The sequence below is a fragment of the Hymenobacter oligotrophus genome, from assembly GCF_003574965.1.
Lineage (GTDB): Bacteria > Bacteroidota > Bacteroidia > Cytophagales > Hymenobacteraceae > Solirubrum > Solirubrum oligotrophum.
In genome coordinates this window covers 1,783,969-1,803,773 of record NZ_CP032317.1, presented here as the reverse complement: position 1 = coordinate 1,803,773, position 19,805 = coordinate 1,783,969, and the positions used below count along the sequence as shown (strand labels likewise).

The 19,805-nt window shown below is 61.7% G+C and carries 16 protein-coding genes; 8 read left to right on the top strand and 8 right to left on the bottom strand.

Translation table 11 applies throughout. From position 1 onward, the window contains the following. Positions 1-76: 76 nt before the first annotated feature. Positions 77-391, bottom strand: coding sequence for a hypothetical protein (locus D3Y59_RS07705; protein WP_119444530.1), 315 nt, complete (start codon positions 389-391; stop codon positions 77-79). Positions 392-606: 215 nt separating this feature from the next. On the opposite strand from D3Y59_RS07705, the gene D3Y59_RS07700 reads away from it, so the two are divergent. Both D3Y59_RS07700 and D3Y59_RS07695 read left to right on the top strand, forming a co-directional pair. Further along, positions 607-1,992: a cytochrome P450 gene (locus D3Y59_RS07700; protein WP_119444529.1), complete on the top strand. Its 1,386-nt coding sequence runs from the start codon at positions 607-609 to the stop codon at positions 1,990-1,992. A gap of 69 nt (positions 1,993-2,061) precedes the next feature. Further along, positions 2,062-2,622 (top strand): GNAT family N-acetyltransferase, encoded by a 561-nt coding sequence (locus D3Y59_RS07695; RefSeq protein ID WP_119444528.1) that lies wholly within the window; start codon positions 2,062-2,064, stop codon positions 2,620-2,622. Positions 2,623-2,882: 260 nt separating this feature from the next. On the opposite strand, the gene D3Y59_RS07690 is transcribed toward D3Y59_RS07695, so the two are convergent. Then, complete coding sequence (locus tag D3Y59_RS07690; protein WP_119444527.1) at positions 2,883-4,181, bottom strand: peroxiredoxin family protein; 1,299 nt, start codon at positions 4,179-4,181, stop codon at positions 2,883-2,885. Positions 4,182-4,363: 182 nt separating this feature from the next. On the opposite strand from D3Y59_RS07690, the gene D3Y59_RS07685 reads away from it, so the two are divergent. Together D3Y59_RS07685 and D3Y59_RS07680 are read left to right on the top strand one after the other, a co-directional pair. Continuing rightward, a complete protein-coding gene (locus D3Y59_RS07685; protein ID WP_119444526.1) occupies positions 4,364-6,652 on the top strand; it encodes an aconitate hydratase in 2,289 nt (762 codons plus the stop codon). 163 nt (positions 6,653-6,815) lie between these two features. Next, positions 6,816-7,790: an ABC transporter ATP-binding protein gene (locus tag D3Y59_RS07680; RefSeq protein ID WP_119444525.1), complete on the top strand. Its 975-nt coding sequence runs from the start codon at positions 6,816-6,818 to the stop codon at positions 7,788-7,790. Between the two features lie 46 nt (positions 7,791-7,836). On the opposite strand, the gene D3Y59_RS07675 is transcribed toward D3Y59_RS07680, so the two are convergent. Then, entirely contained in the window at positions 7,837-8,697 is an 861-nt protein-coding gene (locus D3Y59_RS07675; RefSeq protein ID WP_119444524.1) for an SDR family oxidoreductase, read from the bottom strand. A 261-nt stretch (positions 8,698-8,958) separates the two neighbouring features. Between D3Y59_RS07675 and D3Y59_RS07670 the strand changes: the two genes are divergently transcribed. Then, positions 8,959-10,584, top strand: coding sequence for an ArnT family glycosyltransferase (locus tag D3Y59_RS07670; RefSeq protein WP_119444523.1), 1,626 nt, complete (start codon positions 8,959-8,961; stop codon positions 10,582-10,584). Between the two features lie 149 nt (positions 10,585-10,733). Here D3Y59_RS07670 and D3Y59_RS07665 read toward each other — a convergent pair whose 3' ends face one another. Together D3Y59_RS07665 and D3Y59_RS07660 are read right to left on the bottom strand one after the other, a co-directional pair. Further along, the gene (locus D3Y59_RS07665; RefSeq protein ID WP_205590880.1) at positions 10,734-11,153 is read right to left on the bottom strand and encodes a hypothetical protein; all 420 of its coding nucleotides are present in this window, start codon (positions 11,151-11,153) and stop codon (positions 10,734-10,736) included. A 189-nt stretch (positions 11,154-11,342) separates the two neighbouring features. Then, positions 11,343-11,558 carry a hypothetical protein gene (locus D3Y59_RS07660; protein WP_119444522.1) on the bottom strand — a complete coding sequence of 72 codons (216 nt, stop codon included), beginning with the start codon at positions 11,556-11,558 and terminating at the stop codon, positions 11,343-11,345. Between the two features lie 271 nt (positions 11,559-11,829). On the opposite strand from D3Y59_RS07660, the gene D3Y59_RS07655 reads away from it, so the two are divergent. Together D3Y59_RS07655 and D3Y59_RS07650 are read left to right on the top strand one after the other, a co-directional pair. Further along, positions 11,830-12,312: a LexA family protein gene (locus D3Y59_RS07655; protein ID WP_119444521.1), complete on the top strand. Its 483-nt coding sequence runs from the start codon at positions 11,830-11,832 to the stop codon at positions 12,310-12,312. Between the two features lie 11 nt (positions 12,313-12,323). After that, positions 12,324-13,652 carry a Y-family DNA polymerase gene (locus tag D3Y59_RS07650; RefSeq protein WP_119444520.1) on the top strand — a complete coding sequence of 443 codons (1,329 nt, stop codon included), beginning with the start codon at positions 12,324-12,326 and terminating at the stop codon, positions 13,650-13,652. Positions 13,653-13,658: 6 nt separating this feature from the next. Here D3Y59_RS07650 and D3Y59_RS07645 read toward each other — a convergent pair whose 3' ends face one another. Beyond that, positions 13,659-16,481: a S8 family peptidase gene (locus tag D3Y59_RS07645; protein WP_119444519.1), complete on the bottom strand. Its 2,823-nt coding sequence runs from the start codon at positions 16,479-16,481 to the stop codon at positions 13,659-13,661. Between the two features lie 116 nt (positions 16,482-16,597). Here D3Y59_RS07645 and paaN point away from each other — a divergent pair, with 116 nt between their 5' ends. Continuing rightward, the gene (gene paaN / locus D3Y59_RS07640; protein WP_119444518.1) at positions 16,598-18,274 is read left to right on the top strand and encodes a phenylacetic acid degradation protein PaaN; all 1,677 of its coding nucleotides are present in this window, start codon (positions 16,598-16,600) and stop codon (positions 18,272-18,274) included. Between the two features lie 96 nt (positions 18,275-18,370). On the opposite strand, the gene D3Y59_RS07635 is transcribed toward paaN, so the two are convergent. Both D3Y59_RS07635 and D3Y59_RS07630 read right to left on the bottom strand, forming a co-directional pair. Further along, entirely contained in the window at positions 18,371-18,655 is a 285-nt protein-coding gene (locus tag D3Y59_RS07635) for a hypothetical protein (RefSeq protein ID WP_162910625.1), read from the bottom strand. A gap of 159 nt (positions 18,656-18,814) precedes the next feature. Then, positions 18,815-19,702 (bottom strand): hypothetical protein, encoded by an 888-nt coding sequence (locus tag D3Y59_RS07630; protein WP_162910624.1) that lies wholly within the window; start codon positions 19,700-19,702, stop codon positions 18,815-18,817. Positions 19,703-19,805 lie beyond the last annotated feature (103 nt).

The window sequence follows — 19,805 nt, the reverse complement described above, 5'->3', positions numbered from 1 at the left end:
ACGCCCGCTACGCACACCGCCCGAAGCAAATGGCTGCTTCGGGCGGTGTTTGTTTTCAGCTCAATTGAGCCTATGGCTAGTGCTGTTCGGCCGGTGGAATCTGGTAGCTTACTTTGTCGGGGGCCACGTCGGATACATCAAACGTAACACCGTCGAAGGTGCTTTTTACCGTGATTTCGTGCACCATGTCGCAGCCGGGGCACTTAATTTCTTCTTTCTCGAACTGGCCGTCGTCTTCCACGGAGTTGGCCAGGTGGTCGGGGGCCGGAATGCCGATTAGATCCGTGAAAACTTCGGTTTGGCACTCGTTGCACTCGAACTTGAGCCCCACGGTGTGCCCCTGCAACTCAGTAATGGGAGCGGGCTGGTTGGCTTTCTGCTGAATCCACATACGGGGAGGTGTTTGGTTTTGGGTTAAGGAAGCGTGCCGAACGGCCTGGGTGCTAACGCGGGTTAGCCCACGCTAGTGGTACGCACGAACCTGCAAAAAGGTAACCCGCCTAGGTGCCGCAACCCTGCAAAAACCAAGGCAGCGGTTGGCCGCTTGCGGCCCGGGGTGTACTTTGGGGCGCTTTTGCCCAGCGCCTGTATTTTGCCCCTTTAGCTATGAACGCCTCTGCGCCGGCGGCTTCGCCCACGCTGCCCCAAGTGCCTCGCCTGCGGGCTTTTCGCAACTCGTTGGCGCTGGCCGAAAATCCGATTCCTGTCCTCACGCAGTACCTCGATGAGTTGGGCGACACCATTGGGCTGCACATGGGCGGCATCAAGCCCACCTTGCTCACCCGCGACCCGGGCCTGATTCAGCACATTCTGCAGAAAAACCATCGCAACTACCCCAAGTCGGAGATGTCGCACGGGGTGGCGCGCTACCTAGGGCACGGGCTGCTTACCTCCGAGGGCAGCTACTGGCTGCAGCAGCGCCGGCTAATTCAGCCGGGGTTTCATCGGCAGCGCATTGCGGCCCTCACCGAAACCATGCTGCAGGTAATTGAAGAGTGCTTGGAACCCGTGGCCGCGCAGGCCCGGCAGCAAGGCGGTGCCACCACTGTGGCCGTGCACGAGCTGATGACGACCACGGCTTTCCGGGTTATTGCGCGCTCGGTATTCAGCACCAGCATGAGCGAGGCCGAACTGCAGCAGCTGGCGCACTTGCTTACCGATATCCAGGCCTTTTACACGCGCACCCTGCGCCAGCCTTATCTGAAGCCGTGGCTGGCCGTGAAGGGCCAATTCCGCTACCACGACCAACTGGCCGCGCAGATGCGCCAGCTGGTGCTTAAGTACATCAGGCAACGGCAGCAGGAGGGAGGCGCCGGCAAAGACGACCTGCTGCAGATGCTGCTCGATGCGCGCTACGAAGACACCCACGAACCCATGACGGAGGCGCAGGTGCTCGACGAAGCCATTATCCTGCTCGTGGCCGGCCACGAAACCTCGGCCAATGCGTTGTCGTGGCTGTGGTACTTGCTGGCCCAGCACCCGGAGGTTGTAACCAAGCTGCGCGCCGAAATGGCTGCTGCCCTAGGTGAGCGGCGCCCGACTTTTCAGGACTTGCCCCAACTGCCGTACTCGCTGCAGGTAATTCAGGAAACCATGCGGCTGTACCCGCCCGCCTGGATTGTAGACCGCCAAGCCCTCAACGACGACGAGTATAACGGGCTGCCGCTGCCCAAAGGCACGCTCATTTCGGCGTACATCTACGGCGTGCACCACCTGCCCAGGCTGTGGCCCGAGCCCGAAGCTTTCCGGCCCGAGCGTTTTGGCAAAGAGCAACTGCGCGAGCAGCCTGCCTACGCCTACCTGCCGTTTGGCGGCGGGCCGCGCCTGTGCATCGGCAACCAATTTGCCCTCACCGAAATGCAGTTGGTGCTGCTCGAAACCCTGCGCCGCTTCGAGGTGGAGTGGGAAGCGCAGCCCGCACCCGGCATGCGCCCGCTCATCACGTTGCGTCCCCGCGCCGAAATCACGTTGCGCTTCCGGGTGCGCGCCTAGGTGCCTCGCGCCCCGCAGCGGCCAGCCACCTAGGCCACTTCACCTGTTCTCTCCTTTTGCCTGCTCATCATGACCCTGCCCCTAAGCCTGCTCGCCGCGCCGCAAAACCTGGTGCCGCAGCTCGAAACCGCCGACCTTATCCTGCGCGGGCCCAAGCTCGATGATTTGCAGGAGTCGGCCGACATGCACACCGACCCCGATTTCTTCCGCTACCTAGGCAACAAGCCCAATACGGAGGAAGAAGTGTGGCGCCGCATCCTGGGTCAGCTGGGGCACTGGGCCATGCTGGGCTACGGCTCTTGGGCCATTGAGGAAAGAGCCACCGGCCGCTACATCGGGGCGGTGGGCTTTTTCGACTACCAGCGCGACCTCACGCCCTCCATCAAAGGCACGCCCGAAGCGGGCTGGGTGTTGTCGCCGCGCGTGCACCGCCGCGGCTACGCCAGCCAGGCCCTGGAGGCAGCCCTGGCTTGGGCCGATGCTCACTTCCCCACCAACCGCATTACCTGCATCATCGACCCCGACAACGAAGCCTCGCTGCGCCTCGCCGGCAAGTTCGGCTTTCAGGAGTTTGTCCGCACCACGTACCACGAAGGCCTCATTGTGTTGCTGGAGCGCATCCGTACCTAGGGGCCTCACCCCCCGGCCCCTCTCCCGAAGAGAGGGGGAGCCAGGCGTCAGCAACATCAGCAACGATTGCGGGGCCGCCGAACTCTCGTTCGGCGGCCCCGCTACTTTCTCTTCTAATCTGCTAGCACACCTAGAGCGCGGCGGCGAAGGCGCCAGCCGCAGCCGCCGCAATCGTTGAACGAAATCGTTGCTGACGCCTGGCTCCCCCTCTCCACGATGTCGCGCTTGGAGCGAGGTAGGGGGCCGGGGGGGTGAGGCCTCTACTCTGCCAGCAGCTGATCGATGGTTTTGTTGAACTCCGCGGTCTGCTTTTGGTAGTACTCGCCGGTGCCGGGGCCGCTAAAGCCCGTATGAATTTTGCGCACCTCGCCCTTCTTATCCAGGAAGATGGTGGTGGGGAAGGCCAGTACTTTCGAGAGCTGGGGCAGGGCTTTGCTCGCCGAGTCTTTGTTGGCTATGCCGGCCACGGCCAAATCGTAGCCCACGTTCAGGCGCTCCTTCATTTTCAGCAGCTTTTGGGCGGCTGCCTTCTGGTCGGGGCTGCGCTCGAAACCTAGGCCGATGATTTCCACGCCGCGCTGCTTGTTCTTCTCGTACCACGGCGCCAGGAAGTTAGTTTCGTCCATGCAGTTGGGGCACCACGAGCCGAGCACCTGCACCACTACTACTTTGCCCTTGTACTTGGGGTCGGTGGGGGAGATAGAGCCGCCTTCGTACACGTTCGGGAATTTGAAGTCGAGGCGCTTCTGGCCGGGCTTCATGCCGGTGAGGGCGTTGGCGTCGGGCAGCTTGGCATTGGGGTCTAGCTTAGCCGTCCAGGTTTCGTGGCCCGATTTGCCGCTGTAGAAGTCGCCCTTTAGCGTACCATCTGCCTGCTTTTGGGCTGTAAATAGCCATCCGTGGTTGCCGTCGAAAGTGGTCATGCGCACGCTGTTGCCTTCGGCTTGGCCCGCCAAGTAGCGGTAGTCGCCCGTGGTAGTCAGAAATGTGCCTGTAACCTCCGAGCCGTTTTGCTTGAAGATGCCCACCGCAGGCGTGGTGTTGCCTTCGTCGTCCTTGAACGTGGTAGCCCAAGTGCCCGCAAAGTTTTGGGCTTGGCCCTGCGCATCGCCAAACAGTTGGTTGCTTTGCGTAGCCTCAAACGGCACTCGGTACGGCTCGGGCGCGTCGTACTTCACCCACGTACCAATTAGTTTGCCTTCGCCTGCGGGGCGCACCACCAAGGCTGCATCAAACACGTGCAGCTTAATAGAAGTCGAGTCGCCAGCGGTGCTAATTTCATCCAGCTTCAGGCGCTCCTCGCCGTTGATGCCTTTGTTAATCAGGTAAGCCACCTGTTTGCCACCTTCTTCGGCCACCTCAAACAGGAAAGGAATTTCCTGCCCTTGGGTTTTCAAAGTGCCGCGCCAGGGGCCGGTTTTCAGCGGCGAGGCCGCGCTGGTTTTTTCCACGCTATCAGCAGCAGTTTTGTCGGAACCCGAGTTGCAGGCCGTCAGCACCGACGCCAGCAGGGCGGCGCTGCCCAACAGCAGGCGGCCCGAAACGAAACGAAAAGTCATCTGTTAGAAAAAGATACGGGCCCACTGAACCCCTGAAAAGTACACTTGGCTACCCAACGTAGCAGCCAAACCCGCGTACAACCCGAGGGCGAATATAAAGTTTGTCTGCCGGGTGGTGGGGCCTATATTTGCGCTTTGCCAAATCTGGCTTGGTTTTGTCACCCTTTTCCCGCTGATATCCCATGGCGTTTGACCTGGACATGATCAAGACCGTGTACAACGGTCTGGGCGAGCGAGTAGAAGCTGCCCGCCGCGTGGTGGGCCGCCCCCTCACGCTGGCCGAAAAAATCCTATACGCCCACTTGTATGCCGGTACACCCACGCAGGGCTTTGAGCGTGGCGTATCGTACGTTGACTTCGCGCCCGACCGCGTAGCCATGCAGGACGCCACCGCCCAGATGGCCCTGCTGCAGTTCATGCAAGCCGGCCGCGACAAAACGGCTGTGCCCTCCACCGTGCACTGCGACCACCTTATTCAGGCCCGCGACGGCGCCGCCGAAGACCTGGCCGTAGCCAACGACGAGAACAAGGAAGTGTACGACTTCCTGGCTTCTGTATCGAACAAGTACGGCATTGGCTTCTGGAAGCCCGGTGCTGGTATCATTCACCAAGTGGTGCTCGAAAACTACGCCTTCCCCGGCGGTATGATGATCGGTACCGACTCGCACACCCCCAACGCGGGCGGCCTCGGCATGATTGCCATTGGCGTAGGCGGTGCCGATGCCGTTGACGTAATGGCCGGCATGGCATGGGAGCTGAAGTTTCCGAAGCTGATCGGCGTGAAGCTGACCGGCAAGCTTTCGGGCTGGGCTTCGCCCAAAGACGTTATCCTGAAAGTAGCGGGTATCCTGACCGTAAAAGGCGGCACCGGCGCTATCGTGGAATACTTCGGCGAAGGCGCTTCGAACATGTCGTGCACGGGTAAGGCTACCATCTGCAACATGGGCGCCGAAATCGGGGCTACCACCTCGGTATTCGCCTACGACGAGTCGATGGCCACCTACCTGAGCGGTACCGGCCGCGCCGAAATTGCCGACATGGCCAACGGCGTAGCGCAGCACCTGCGCCCCGACGACGAAGTGCTGGCCGACCCGGCTCAGTACTACGATCAGCTGATCGAGATTAACCTCTCGGAGCTGGAGCCGCACGTAAACGGCCCCTTTACGCCCGACGCAGCTTGGCCGATTTCGCAGTTTGCGGCGGCCGTTAAGGAGCACAACTGGCCCGCTCGTCTCGAGGTAGGCCTGATTGGTTCGTGCACCAACTCGTCGTACGAAGACATCACCCGTGCGGCTTCCATCGCCGAGCAGGCCGTAACCAAAGGCCTGACGGTAAACGCCGAGTTCACGGTAACGCCGGGTTCGGAGCTGGTACGCTACACCGTGCAGCGCGACGGCCTGCTCGATACCTTCGCCCAAATGGGCGGCGTGGTGCTGGCCAACGCCTGCGGTCCGTGCATCGGCCAGTGGGCCCGCCACACCGACGACCCCAAGCGCAAGAACTCGATCATCACTTCGTTCAACCGCAACTTCGCCAAGCGTAACGACGGCAACCCGAACACCCACGCGTTCGTGGCTTCGCCGGAAATCGTAACCGCTTTCGCTATTGCCGGCGACCTGACCTTCAACCCGCTCACTGATACGCTCCTGAACAAAAACGGCGAGCAAGTAAAGCTGGATGAGCCCCGCGGCCTCGAAATGCCGCCGCAAGGCTACGCCGTGGAAGACGCGGGCTACCAAGCTCCGGCCGAAAACGGCATGGGCGTGCAGGTAATCGTTGATCCGAACTCCGACCGCCTCGAGCTGCTCGAGCCCTTCAAGCCCTGGGAAGGCACCGACCTGATGGGTCTGCGCCTGCTCATCAAGGCCCAAGGCAAGTGCACCACCGACCACATTTCGATGGCCGGCCCGTGGCTGAAGTACCGTGGTCACCTGGACAACATCTCGAACAACATGCTCATCGGGGCCATCAACGCTTTCAACAGCGAGGCCAACAAGGTGCGCGACTTCGTGAGCCAGGGCGAAACCTACAACTCGGTACCGCAAGTGGCCCGCAACTACAAGTCGATGGGCATCGGCACGGTGGTAGTAGGCGACGAGAACTACGGGGAAGGTTCGTCGCGCGAGCACGCTGCCATGGAGCCCCGCCACCTAGGCGTGCGCGCTATCCTGGTGAAGTCGTTCGCGCGTATCCACGAAACCAACCTGAAGAAGCAGGGCATGCTGGCCCTCACCTTCGCCAACAAGGCCGACTACGACCTGATTGAGGAAGGCGACACCATCGACATCCTCGGCCTGACCGAGTTTGCCCCCGGCAAGCCGCTGCAGATCCGCCTGCACCACACCGACGGCGACACGGACCTCATCACGGTGAACCACACCTACAACCAGGGCCAAATCGAGTGGTTTAAGGCCGGCTCGGCCCTGAACCTGATCCGTCTGCAGCAGTCGACGGAAGCCAGCGCGCTGTAGTAAGAAGCTGAGCTGCTAGCTCCCTAGCAAACCGGCCGCTTCCCTAGGTGGGAAGCGGCCGGTTTTTGTTTCCCGTAATGTGTTAGCCCGCAGAGGGCGCTGAGCTCTGCGGCTTCTGCGTAAACTTCTGCGCCCTCTGCGGGCTAAATTCATCTCGCTTACCATGCTCCAAGTCTCCCACATCAACTTTCAGGAAGAAGGCAACTTCGGCCTGCGCGACATCAGCTTTACCCAACAGCGATTTCAGAAGCTGGCCATTGCCGGCGAAACGGGCTCGGGCAAAAGCACGCTGCTGCAAACCATAGCCGGGCTGGTGTCGCCTGGGTCGGGCGAGGTGTGGTTTGAAGGGCAGCGCGTGGAGGACCCGCACGAAAAATTGATTCCCGGGCACAAAGGCATTGCCTACCTCTCGCAGCAGTTTGAGCTGCCCAAGTTTTTGCGTGTGGAGCAGGTGCTGCAGTACGCCAACGCCCTGCCCGCCGGCGAGGCCGAAACGCTGTACGAGGTGTGCCAGATCAGCCATTTGTTGAAGCGAAAAACCAACCAGCTTTCGGGCGGCGAGCGGCAGCGCATTGCCTTGGCCAAGCTGCTGCTGGGCGCTCCTAGGTTGCTGCTGCTCGATGAGCCCTTCTCCAACCTCGACATCGGCCACAAAACCACGCTCAAAGCCGTTATTCGCGACATCAGCGAACGGCTGGGCATCACGTGCACCCTCATTTCGCACGACCCCCTGGACACCCTTTCGTGGGCCGACGAGATACTGGTAATGCAGCACGGCGCCATTGTGCAGCGCGGCACGCCCCAGCAGGTGTACCAACAGCCCACGAGCGAGTACGTGGCCGGCTTGTTTGGGGGCTATAACCTGCTGCGCGGTGCCGCGCAAAAAGCCCTGGCTAAGCACCTAGGGCTGCGACCCAACCGCAAAGCCCTGCTGCTGCGCCCCGAAAACCTGCGGCTGGTAGCGCCGGGCCAGGGGCTGGCCGGCACCGTAACGGAGGTAAACTACTACGGCAGCTACTACGAGTTGCGGGCCGAGCTGGCCGGGGCATCGGTTGTTATCCGCACCACCGGCAACGGGCTGGCCGTGGGTGCGGCGGTGCACGTGGCAGTGCCGCCCGAGGCTGTGTGGTACGTGTAGCAAATCGGCCCTTTGTGGTTTAATGTTATCGGCGCCACCTAGGGCGTTATTGCCAGCTGCTTTTAAAATCCTCGGCAAACTGCCGGAACGAGATGGGCGCGCGGCCCAGCAAATCGGCGGCGGTGCCGGTGGTGCGGGCCGCCAGGCCCAGCCGCGCCACCGAGTAAATACCGATCATGACGTTGATGAACGCGGGCTTGAGCCCGTGGGCCAGCATGTGCTGCCTAAACTCGCCGATGCCTGCGGCGCGGTACCGGATGGGCTGGCCCAGCACCTGCGAAAGCACGGCGGCTACTTCGGTGTAGGTAAGCGCCTCGGTGCCGGTTAGCTCGTAAGCCGCGTTGGGCAGCTCGCCGGGCTGCAGCAGCACGCGCGCCGCTACGGCCCCGATGTCGCGCACATCAACAAACGACGTGCGGCCATTGCCGGCGGGCAGCAAAATCTGGTGGTTGTCGCGGATGTCGAAGCAATGCGTGGTGCTCAGGTTCTGCATAAAAAAGCTGGGCCGTAGCATCGTCCAGCCCATGCCCGAGCGGCGCAAATCGGCCTCTACCTTGTGGTGTGGGGCAAACCAGTTGTATTGCGCGCCCTGCAACGACAAAAACACCACGTGCCGCACGCCGCTCAGTTGCGCCCGCTCGATAAACGGGCGCAGGTAGCGCTTTACGTCGCTCAGCTCAGGCGGCCGAATCAGCAGCAGCCGCTCGATGCCTTGCAGCGCGGGCGGGTAGGTGGTGGGGTCGGTGAAATCGAGTGGTACGGTGGCTACGCCCGCGGGCAAGGCGGGGGCGGTGCCGGGGCGCACAGCGGCCAGCAGACGCTCGGCCACGTTGGGGGTTTGCAGCAAGTGTTGGAGCGTGGCCGCGCCTACGTTGCCGGTGGCCCCCGTGAGCAGGATTCGGGTCATGCGGGCAAGTACGCGTTTTTGCCCAATCCGGTGCATGACGTTTGTTGGCCCCGCTGGCCCTAGGTGCCGGGCGGCCGCTCGGCCCCCTGGCACCTAGGGCCAGCGGGGCCGCGTTTGGGAAAACAACCTGTAGTTTTGCGGCCTAGTCGGTAGGGTGCTCCGGGCCTAGTTTAGCGGGCTCGAATGAGCCCTTCCGCGTAATTGCTCAATTGTAATTCCTGGGGTTTATCCATCAGGGCCGGCTTTGCCTACGTATCAATAATGGTTGCCATTAAAAGCTTGCAGAAAAAACAGCACCTAGGCGTTACGCTTCTACTGCTATTTATTATCGGAATCGGTGTCTGGATTCGGATTGCGCATTTTCCGAAAATACCACCCGGCTTTAACCAAGATGAGGCGTGCACCGCGGTGGAGGCGTTTGCGTTGTCTGAAACCGGCAAGGATAAATGGGGCGACGCATGGCCGGCATACTTCCGCTCGTGGGGCAGTGGGCAAAATGTGTTAATGGCTTATTTAATTATCCCTTTTATTAAAGTATTTGGCCTGAATATATTTTCCATTCGTATTCTGCCGCTGATACTCGGTATTCTTACCCTGCCGCTGTTGTATGGGGCCGTTCGCGCCCTAGGTCGTTATGCCTCTTTGCTGACCGTGTTTGTGGTGGCGGTGGTTCCGTGGCATTTTATGCTGTCGAGGTGGGGGCTGGAGAGCAATTTGGTGCCGTTTTTTATGCTGCTGGGTTGCGCAATGGTAATTCAGGCCATAAACACCCAAAAGCCCGCGTGGATTGCGGCGTGCCTCGTGCCCTTCGCCCTGTCGTTGTACGCCTACGGCACCACCGTTGTGGTGCTGCCGGGGTTGCTACTGCTGCTGTTACTGGCGTTTCGCAAACGCATTGCGCTTCGGTGGCCGTATTGGCTGGCTGCGGTGGGCCTGTTTGCCGTGGTGGCGGCGCCGTTTGCGCTGGTTATTCTGGAGAATTTTATCCTGCACAAGAACCTGGCTTGGACGGATAAGCTGTTCTTCTCTACGCCTTTGCTCGAGGTAAACCGGCTCCAGCAGGTAAACGAAGCCAACCAGCAGCACGAATGGCAAATGCTGCGGCATAATTGGGCTTTCGTTAATTCCGGGTTCAACGACGGCTCATCCTATAACATGATTCAGGGATTCAGGCCGCTGTTTAGCTTTACTATCCTGCTTTTTGTGGTTGCGCTGGCGGTTATGCTCTACCGCGTGCTGCGGCCTAAATGGCCGGTAGCGGAGTCGCGGCGCGACGTAGTGGCGTGGGTGTTTTTTGCGTGGGCGGTGGCGTCGTTGCCGTTGTTTTTTGTGATTGATTTAAATATCAATCGGTTTAATCATTTCTATTTGCCGTGCTTGGTGCTGTCGGTTTGGGTTATTGATTTAATTATTAGAAATATAAATGATAACGTGCCCAAAACCGCCATTCGCGCAGTTGTGGTATTGTGGTTTGCTGTGGAAGGCGGATTGGTGGTTCGGGATTATTTTGCGGAGTACCCAAGCAGCCGAATTCGCGAGGATTTTAACGTGGGTTTGAAAGAGGCGTTCGACGAAGCAGAGCGCCTGCCGGGCGTGCGGCAAGTGCTCGTAACCACGCATATGCCGCTGCCTTACGTGTACACGTTGTTTTTCTCGAAATACCCACCGGCCCGTTTTCAGCAGGATAAATCCTATGAACTGGTAAATGGCCTCTACGATGTAAAGCGGGTAGGCAAGTTTGTGTTTGCCGAAAGCACGCTGGAGCCGGGCAGGGATTTTGGGTATTTGATGCGCAAAAACCAGATGCAGGACACCGATAAATGGCGCCACGAACCCCTTTTCGGCAACGATTACTGGGAGGTTGGTATCGTGCGGGTGCTGCCGTAGCTTTTCTACGAACCGCGGCCCTGCCAAAGCGCCAAAGGCCGCCAAGCGTGCGCCGATGTTTAGAAAGCCAACTCGCTGATTTGCTGGCCCTAGGTAGTTAGGCAAAGCCGAAAAGCATGGAGCCGCCGGGGAGCAGCAGCGAGCCGGGCCTACGGCGTAGCTGCTTGCTCGGGTTGGGTAGTGGCTTCGCGCGGCTGTTGAAATAAGTAGTGGTAAGCCAGCACCAGCAGCCCCAGCGCAAAGGGAATGAGCGCCAGGTGCTTGCCCGTAATTAGCCCGGCCACGCGCACCTCGTCGAAGTGAAAAAATTCGCTGATCATCCAGTACGAGTTGGCCGAAATCCAGAGCACAATGGCCAGGTTGTGGGCCAGCTCCGATTTCAGGTGGCGGGTGCGCCAGGCAATAACCGCGGCAATGGCCAGCGTCGGGAATATCATGCTGATGCCGAGGGGCTTCCAGACCATGCACCAGCTTACGTCCTTGAGCAGCCAGAACACGATGTGCAGGTTTTCCATGCGGCGGTACGAGGCCGGTATGGCGTAAACCGGCTCGGGCGTGGCGTTTTTCATGAGAACGGGAAAGGCAGAAAAGGCAAAGATAGGCCGCGCCCTTGGCGCGCCCGTGCCGCTGCCTAGGGCAAAATGTTAACCCGCGCAGAAGGGGCCCAAAGCACCTAGGTAGGTCGCAAGGCGCTGCCCGCCGCCGCCAAAAAAAACGGCCGCACAAAGGCGGCCGACGATGGAACAGAAACGGGTTGGCTAATTCAGCCACACCTCCGCTACAGGCTCGAAGCGTCGGGTAGCGAATGCGCCGTAGGGCTGCTCGGCATAGAAGCCAAGCACGTGCACCTGCGGCTCCTTGGTGCGGGCATTCAGCCGGTACTCTACCGAGTACACCGCGCCGCGCTCGGGCCAGTCGCCAATGTGGTCGTGGGGCCGGCGGGTGGCATCGACGCAGCGGGCGTATTGCTGCACGGGAGGGGGAGTAGGAAGCTGTATCTTCTTCGTTCTGCGCATATCCAAAAATACGGATATTCAGCATAAACTAAAAATATTAGGTAGAAAAATTCGGCTAAAAAAGGGTGCTATTGTTGTTTGAATAGCATTAAAGCCAGGTTAAGGACGCCAGCCTAGAGAAAATATTGGGTGCCGCGGGAACTAATCCGACAAGTTTAGAAAACTATATGCTAAAAAATTTAGTAAATAGCAGCGCCGACCAACGGACAAGTGGGGGTCGGCTCGTTCTATGACGCGCATTACGCCTTTTTCTATTAGCACCGATTGGGCCGGCTTCACGCTGCCGCTCTTCGCCTGCGTGGTGCCGGCCGGTTTTCCGTCGCCGGCCGACGACCACCTCGACGCACCGCTGAACCTGCACGAGCTGTTGTTTGCGCATCCGGCCTCCACGTTTCTGGCCCGCGTAACCGGCGACTCGATGAACGGGGCCGGCATTCGCCACAACGACATCATCGCCGTCGACCGCGCCCTGGAGCCCGCCGATGGCTGCATTGTGGTGGCCGTGCTCGATGGCGAACATACCGTGAAGCGCCTGCGCCGCGAGGGCACGCAAACGTGGCTGGAGCCCGAAAACCCGCGCTACCCTGTTATTCGCTTGCACGAGGGCAGCGAGCTGATTGTGTTTGGGGTGGTAACGCACGTAATCCACGCCTTTCGCGAAAAGCGCAGCCGCGTGCTCGGGCAGGTACCCAACCAGCGCCGCCGCGCCTAGCCAGCCGCGTTATGTTTGCCCTGGTCGACTGCAACAACTTTTATGTATCGTGCGAGCGGGTGTTTCAGCCGCGCTACGAGGGCGTGCCCGTGGTGGTGCTCAGCAACAACGACGGCTGCCTGATTGCCCGCTCCGACGAAGCAAAGGCGCTGGGGCTGAAAATGGGCGACGCGTTTCATCTGGTGAAGCCCACCTTGCAGGAGCACGCCGTAAAGGTTTTCTCCTCGAACTACGCCCTGTACGGCGACATGAGCCGGCGCGTGGTGCGGGTGCTCTGCGACTTTGCACCCGAGGTGGAGGTGTACTCCATCGACGAGGCCTTTCTGAACCTAGGTGGCATGCGCTACTGGGCCTCCGAGGGGCTGGAGCAGTACGCTGGCCGCATCCGGGAAACCGTAAAGCAGTACGTAGGCATACCTACCGCCGTAGGCGTGGCGCCCACCAAAGTGCTGGCCAAAATGGCCAACCGCTTGGCCCGCAAGCGCTCCGAAAAGGAACGCGTATGGGTGTTGGGCACCGATGCGCAGCGGCTTGAAGCGTTGGAGCGCACCACCGTGGAGGACGTGTGGGGTATTGGCCACCGCTACGCCCGCAAGCTGCACGAGCAAAACATCTGCACCGCCGCCGCCTTGGCCGCCAAGCCCCGCGCGTGGGTGCGCCAATACCTGGGCGGCGTGGTGGGCGAGCGGCTGTGGTACGAGTTGAACGGCCAGCCTTGCCTGGAATTGGAGGCCCGCCTCCCCGACGACGAAGCCACCCTCGGACCTAGGGCCACGCAGCGCCAGAGTGCCGCCTGCACGCGCTCGTTCACCAGGCCCATTGCCGACGAGCAGCGCCTACGCGAAGCCGTAGCCACGTTTGCCGCCCGCGCCGCCGAAAAGCTCCGCGCCGAGGGGCTGGCCGCGCACCTGCTCACGGTGCTGCTCGGTACCGATCGGTTTTCGCCCAAGCCGGGTCCGTCTACCTTCAGCACCACCGTTGCGCTGCCCTGCGCCACCAACGACACGGGCCAGCTGACGCATTACGCCCTAGGTGCCCTGCAGCGCCTGCGCCGGGCCGGCACCAGCTACACCCGCGCCGGGGTGGTGTGCGCCGGCCTAGAGCCCGAGGGTCGCGTGCAGTTGGGCTTGTTTGAAGCGCCCGAAGCGCGCCAGAAAAGCAAGCAGCTGATGGAGGCGCTCGATGCCTTGAACAAGCGTTTCGGGCGGGCCAAAGTGCGCTACGCCGCCGCCGGTACCAAGCCGCTCTCGTGGCAGGGGCGCTGTGAGTACGTGTCGCCGCAGTTTACCACCAACTGGGAGCAGCTGTGGCGCATCGGCGACGCCGCCGCCAAGGCGTAGCCGATGCTACGGCTGCAGCACCACACGCCGCGTAAGCACCCCGCCGCCGGCCAATTGCCACTGCAGCAGGTACACGCCCGCGGGCAAGGCCTGCACTTGCAACTCGGTAGTGGCTTGGGTTACGCGCCACGTGCGCACCGGCTGCCCTAGGTTGTTGCGCAAGATCAGCACCGAACCAGCCGCCGCGTTGCCGGGCAGTTGCACCTGCAGGCGCCCCTGGCTTGGGTTCGGAAATACCGCCCAGCTTGCCTGCTGGGACGCCGTGGGCCGCGTAGGCAATACTTGGGCGTAGCGCAGCTGGGCGGCATCGGCAGCGGCTTGCAGCTCGGCCAGGGTGGGAGCAGCCAGCACGGCAAAGGCCACCGTTACGGAGTCGTTGGGGGCCAGGCGGCCTAGGGCGGCGCCCACCACGTGCGACACATCGGAGCCGTTGGGGGCGCCGGCGGTGCGCTGCTTGCGCCCCGAGCTAAGCGTCAGAAATTTTTCGGCCGACGAAAACCCGTCGCGCAGGCTTATGGCAGCGGTGGTGGGCGCGGCGTGGTCGATGGCGTAGTGCAAGGCCGTGATAGGCGCCGCCGGCCCTAGCAGCCGCACGCCCGCAAACAACCTAGGGTTAAGCGCATCGTGCACGTAGCCGAGGGCGCGGGCCGAGTCGTAGGCGGCCAGGTTGCGGCCGGCTTCGGCGGGCAAGTCCCAATCCAAAAACAAGCCGGCGTGCAGGGTTTGCCAGGTATCGGGCGACAGGTTGCGCAAGGTGTACTCCACAATGACGTAATCCCGGTCGGCGGGGGCGGGGCCGGCCCAGGCCGTGGCGCGCTGGCGCACGCGCACCCCTAGGGTGCGGCCGTTGCTCTGGCCGGGCAACGAATCCTGAAAGGCCCCGGAGGCGCGCTGCATGGCGGCCGTAGCCGTTTGCATGGTTATGGCCTGTTGGCTGAAAAAGTCCTGCTCGACGCGGCTGCTCGGTACCCCGCGCAGGCGGTCGGCTACTTTGGCGGGGCCCGTGGCCACCAGCAGGCCGCCTTCGCTTAGCAGCACCGGTGAGTTGCGGTAGGTGATGCTGGCGCCCACTTCGGCGTTGCCGCTGTCGTAGCCCAGGTTGCCGCGGCTGGTAAGGGTAAGGTGCAGGTTGTTGGCCGTCAGCACCACGTAGTCGGGGTTCAGCTCAAGGGTCACGTACTCATCGGCCACAAAGCCATTGGGCGCCGTAAAGCGGCAACGCAGCACCGCGCGGGTGCTGGCGGGCGTGTTGGCCGCAATGCTCAAGCGCACCGGCACGGTGGCCGTGGCATTGGTGCCCAACGCACCTAGGGTTGCCGTGCCCCCGCTGCTAACGCTGAGGTGCGGCGAGAGCGAGCTGATGCTGAGCGTGAGGCCCTGCACCGGCTGCAGCAGGTTTTGGATGGTAAGCGCCAAGCGGGCGGTGTCGCCGGCCAGCAGGCGCGGCTTGCTGAGGCTGCGGCCCAGCACACGCACGGCCGTTTGGTTGGTGCCTAGGGCCAGGGCGCGGTGCGCGTTCAGGCGGCCCGAGCCCAACCGGCCCACCAGCGGCGCGTTTCTAGGAATGCCGTAGATGTCGTCGGCGGAGCGGCGCAGCACGGCCACCACCTGCGCCGCCGACAGCTGCGGGTACCTGCTGCGCACCAGCCCCGCCGTGCCGGCCACCAGCGGCGCCGCAAACGACGAGCCACCTACCGCCGCGTAGGTATCTTCGGCGTCGTAGAGGGTGGTGAGGATTTGGTTGCCCGGGGCGCTCAGGCCCACGCGGTAGCTGTAGGTAATGGTTTGCTGATCGGTTTCCGAGAGGCCCGCCACCGACAGCACGTGGTCGTAGGAGGCGGGGTAAAAGTCCAGCTCGGCGTTGGTGTTGCCGGCGGCGGCCACCAGCACGGCATCGCGGTTTACGGCCGCGTACGTGCACACATCCTGCTCGTACTGCGAGCGGCCGCCCACCCCGCCCCACGACATATTAATGACTTTGCAGCCGTGGTCGGCGGCGTACACAATGCCCTCGTAGCCGCCAAAAGCGCCTTCGGGCGTTTGCGGGTAAATTTTGATGTGCATGAAACGGCACTTGAACCCCACGCCCGCCACGCCCTTGCCGTTGTCGGCGGCGGCGGCGGCGGTGCCGGTTACCAGCGTGCCGTGGCTGAATAAGCCGCTGCGCGGCACCGAGGCCGTGGGGTTGTTGTCGTTGTCGCCGGTATCCCAGCCCCGAAAGTTGTCGATGTACCCGTCGCGGTCGTCGTCGAGGCCGTTGATGGGGTCGGCGTAGTTCAGCTTGGCCTGCCCGCGCAAATCCTGGTGGTTGAACAGCACGCCGCTATCGGTAATGCCAATCACCACCGAAGTGTCGCCCTTGCTCAGGTTCCAGGCCGCATAAGCCTTGATAAGCTTGAGGTGGTACTGGCCATCGGTTTTGGTGGAGTCGGCCAGCGGGTCGTTGGGCTGGTAAAGCGGAGCACGCTGGTACAGCGGCTCTACGTACTCCACGGCGCCGGTGCTCAGCAGCGTTTGGCGCACCTTGGCAAACGGCAGCTCGGTGGGGTAGCTGAACTGGTAAATGGTGCGCAGCTCCACGCTGCCCGGCAAATCGGCCGAGGGCGGCACCGCCCTCGGAAACTTTTGCACCACGCGCTTGGCCGCTAGTTGCCCCAAGGCGCGCTCAACGTAGGTAAGGGCCACTCCCTCGCGCAGCTTAAACACCGCCGTGCCCGGCAAGGTAGGCGGGGCCTCGTCAGCGGCAAGCGGGGCCAATTGCGCTGCGCCCGCCAACGGAAGCAGCCAGCAGCTATAGGCAAAAAACAGCAGGCGTAAAAGCTGTTTCATTGATGCAAATGATGTGATGGGGCAGGTGTGCCTTTACTACGTAAATTTAGCCCCGCCGCGACACATGGCCGAGCTTTTTCGCTCGACGTTGCTTAGCATTCCCTCAATACCCGATTATGACCGCTACAACCCAAAAGCACCAGGCTACCCTGGAGCAAGCTGTGCAAGCCCTGCACGGCCGCACGTTTTTCGCCCACTACCCCGAAAACCCCTCGCCCGAGGTGTACGGCGCCGAAGCCGATGCCCAAGGCCGCGAGGCTTTCCTAGGTCGCCGGGGCCAGCAGTTTGCCGAGCTGCAGCAAGGCCAGCCTGAGGGCTGGGCCGGCCAAGAAGACTCGCCCTACGAGCAGGCGGCCCTAGGTATCAAATACCCCTACTACGCGCCCGAAACACTGGTGCGCAACGCCCAGCAGTCGTTTGATGCGTGGCGCAAGCTGAAGCCCGCCGACCGCGCCGCCCTGCTCATCGAGAGCCTGGAAGGCATGAAGCAGCGCTTTTTCGAAATCGGCTACGCCACCATGCACACCACGGGGCAGGCCTTTATGATGTCGTTCCAGGCCTCGGGGCCGCACGCCGCCGACCGCGCCCTGGAGGCCGTGGCTGCCGGCTACGAGGAGCAAACGCGCTTCCCCGAAGAAACCCGCTGGGACAAGCCCATGGGCAAGTACACCATCAGCCTAAACAAAAGCTGGCGCCCCGTGCCCAAAGGCGTGGCCCTGGTAATTGGCTGCTCCACCTTCCCCACCTGGAACACGGTGCCCGGCATGTACGCCTCGCTGGTAACCGGCAACCCGGTTATCATCAAGCCGCACCCCAAGGCCGTGCTGCCGATTGCCATTGTGGTGGCCGAGGTGCAAAAAGTGCTGGTGGCCGCTGGCCTGCCCGCCGCCATTTGCCAGCTGGCCGTTGATGCCGACGACCGCCTCATCACGAAAGAGTTGGCCGAGAACCCCGCCGTGAAGCTGATCGACTACACCGGCGGTACCGAGTTTGGCAACTACATCGAGAGCCTGCAAAGCCAGGGCAAAATCGTCTTCACCGAGAAAACCGGCGTGAACTCGGTTATCCTCGACTCGTGCGACGACCTCGATAAAGTAGCCCAGAACCTGGCTTTCTCGGTAAGCCTGTACTCGGGCCAGATGTGCACTGCCCCGCAGAACTTCTTCATCCCGGAGCAGGGTGTGAAGGTAGCCGGTACGTTGGTGCCCTTTGATGAAGTAGTGCAAAAGCTGGCCGGCGCCGTGCAAGGGCTGGCCACCAACCCCAAGGCCGCGCCGCACGTGCTGGGTGCCATCCAGAACCCGGCCACGCACGAGCGGGTGGAGCAAATGGCGCAACGCGGCCACCGCAACGTGCTGGCGCACGGCAAAGTGGAGAACCCCATGTTCCAGAATGCCCGCACCTGCTCGCCGGCTTTGTACGAGGTTGATGCCACCCAGAAGGAGCACTTCAGCCAGGAGCTGTTTGGCCCCATCATGCTGGCCATCAAAACCAAAGACTCGCACGAGAGCGTGCGCCTTGCTGCCGAGCTAGCCCGGGAGCACGGCGCCATCAGCTGCGCGGCCTACACCACCGACGCCGAGCTGAAAGAGGACATCATGGACCAGATGAGCCTGGCCGGCACCGCTGTAAGCTTCAACCTCACGGGTGGCATCTACGTCAACCAGAACGCGGCATTCTCCGACTTTCACGTAACCGGCGGTAACCCTGCGGGCAATGCCTCCTTCACCAACCCCGAGTTTGTGCTGAAGCGCTTTACTTGGGTAGGCTTCCGCGAGCCAGCGGTTGGCTAATTGATAATTAATAATTAACAATTATTAATTAATGCAAACCGCCCCGGTGCCTTGCGGCGCCGGGGCGGTTTGCATTGGTTGGTGGCTCTGATGCTGTTACTGTGCGGCGCTGCGCTCGGGCTTGGCCGTTACGGGTTTGGTGTAGCGGTAAGCTTTCGGCGATTTCACCGTGCGAAATTTGTAGGGGTTGCGCGCGTTCACATCAACGCCGAAGCCGACGGTGCGTGGCTGCTTTCGGAACGACGACTTGTCGTTGGCGCGGCGTTGGGGTTTGTTGTTTACGTTGCCGTAGCTTTTAGGCTGTTGCAATACTTTATCTTGGGTGCAGGCGCTGCCGAGTACAAGCAGGCCCAGCGCGAGCAATGGAGTCGAGATGTTCATGAGGGCGCGGATTTTAGGTGGTAGCCGGCCGCGGCCGGGAAGCTAAGCAAGTGTACTTGCTTTAGCGCCAAAAGGATGCACGCGCCGCAGGCCCGCAAGCAAAACGTCCGGGACAGAGCCGCCGGGCGTTGCTAAAGCCTATGATACTAAACGTGCAGCTTAGGCGGGCCACGGCACCGGAGCCGCCTCGGGGATTACCAACGCCGGAATGGGCGTGCGCTGCATAAGGCCAGCCGTGGGGCTATTGTAAAACAAAGCACCGGGCAACGACTGCTGCCGCGCCACAAACATCAGCAGGTCGGCGGCGTGGGCCAAGGCCGTTTCGATAATGCCCTGCTCGATGCTGACGTGCTGGTTTGTTTGGATGGTGTGCGAAAGGCCGTTGAGCAGCTGCGTGGCGTGTACGTTGGCCAGGATGTCGTCGGGCTCGGGCGCTTGCTCGCTGGTATGAATGTGGATGGCCACGGCCTCCGGAATAACGCGCGTAAGCAGCCGCCGGGCGCCAACGCGGCCTTGCCCTAGGTACAGCACGCGGTTGGGCTGAAACTGCAGCAGAAACTCGGGCACAATAGCCACCGATTTGGGCAGGCGCGCCGGCTTACGGTCAGTATCGAACACGATGCGCAGCGGAACCGCGTGCTCGTGGTACTGCTGGGGCACCAGCAGCAAGGGTTGCATCACCAGCCGAATCAGCTGCAGCGCGGTGTGCGCGTTGGCGGCGACAGGCAGGTTGGCGCGGCCGCACACAAGCACAGTTGGCACCGAGGCCGGAAGCATTTCGGGCAGGCACTCGGCCACGGGCCGCTGCAGCAACTCGTGCGTGTAGGTTACCGAGGTTTCGCGCAAGCGTTCGAGCGCAGCAAGGCGTTGCTCGAGCAGCGGCAGCGGCGGCAGTGCGGGCTGGGCGTACAGGCCGTCGGCGGTGCCTAGGTCGGCGGCAACCGAGAGCACGCGCAACCGCACGCTCATTTGCCGAAGGGTAAGCTGACGGGCTAGCAAGGCGATGTATTCCAGGGCATTGGCACCAACCCCGGAAAAATCAGCCAAAACAGTGAAAACAAACATAGCCTTCTATCAATCAGCTGATTTTGAAGAATACTTACAAGTAGTATAAATATACACCAGGGGGCGGTTTATGTTCTTAATTTTA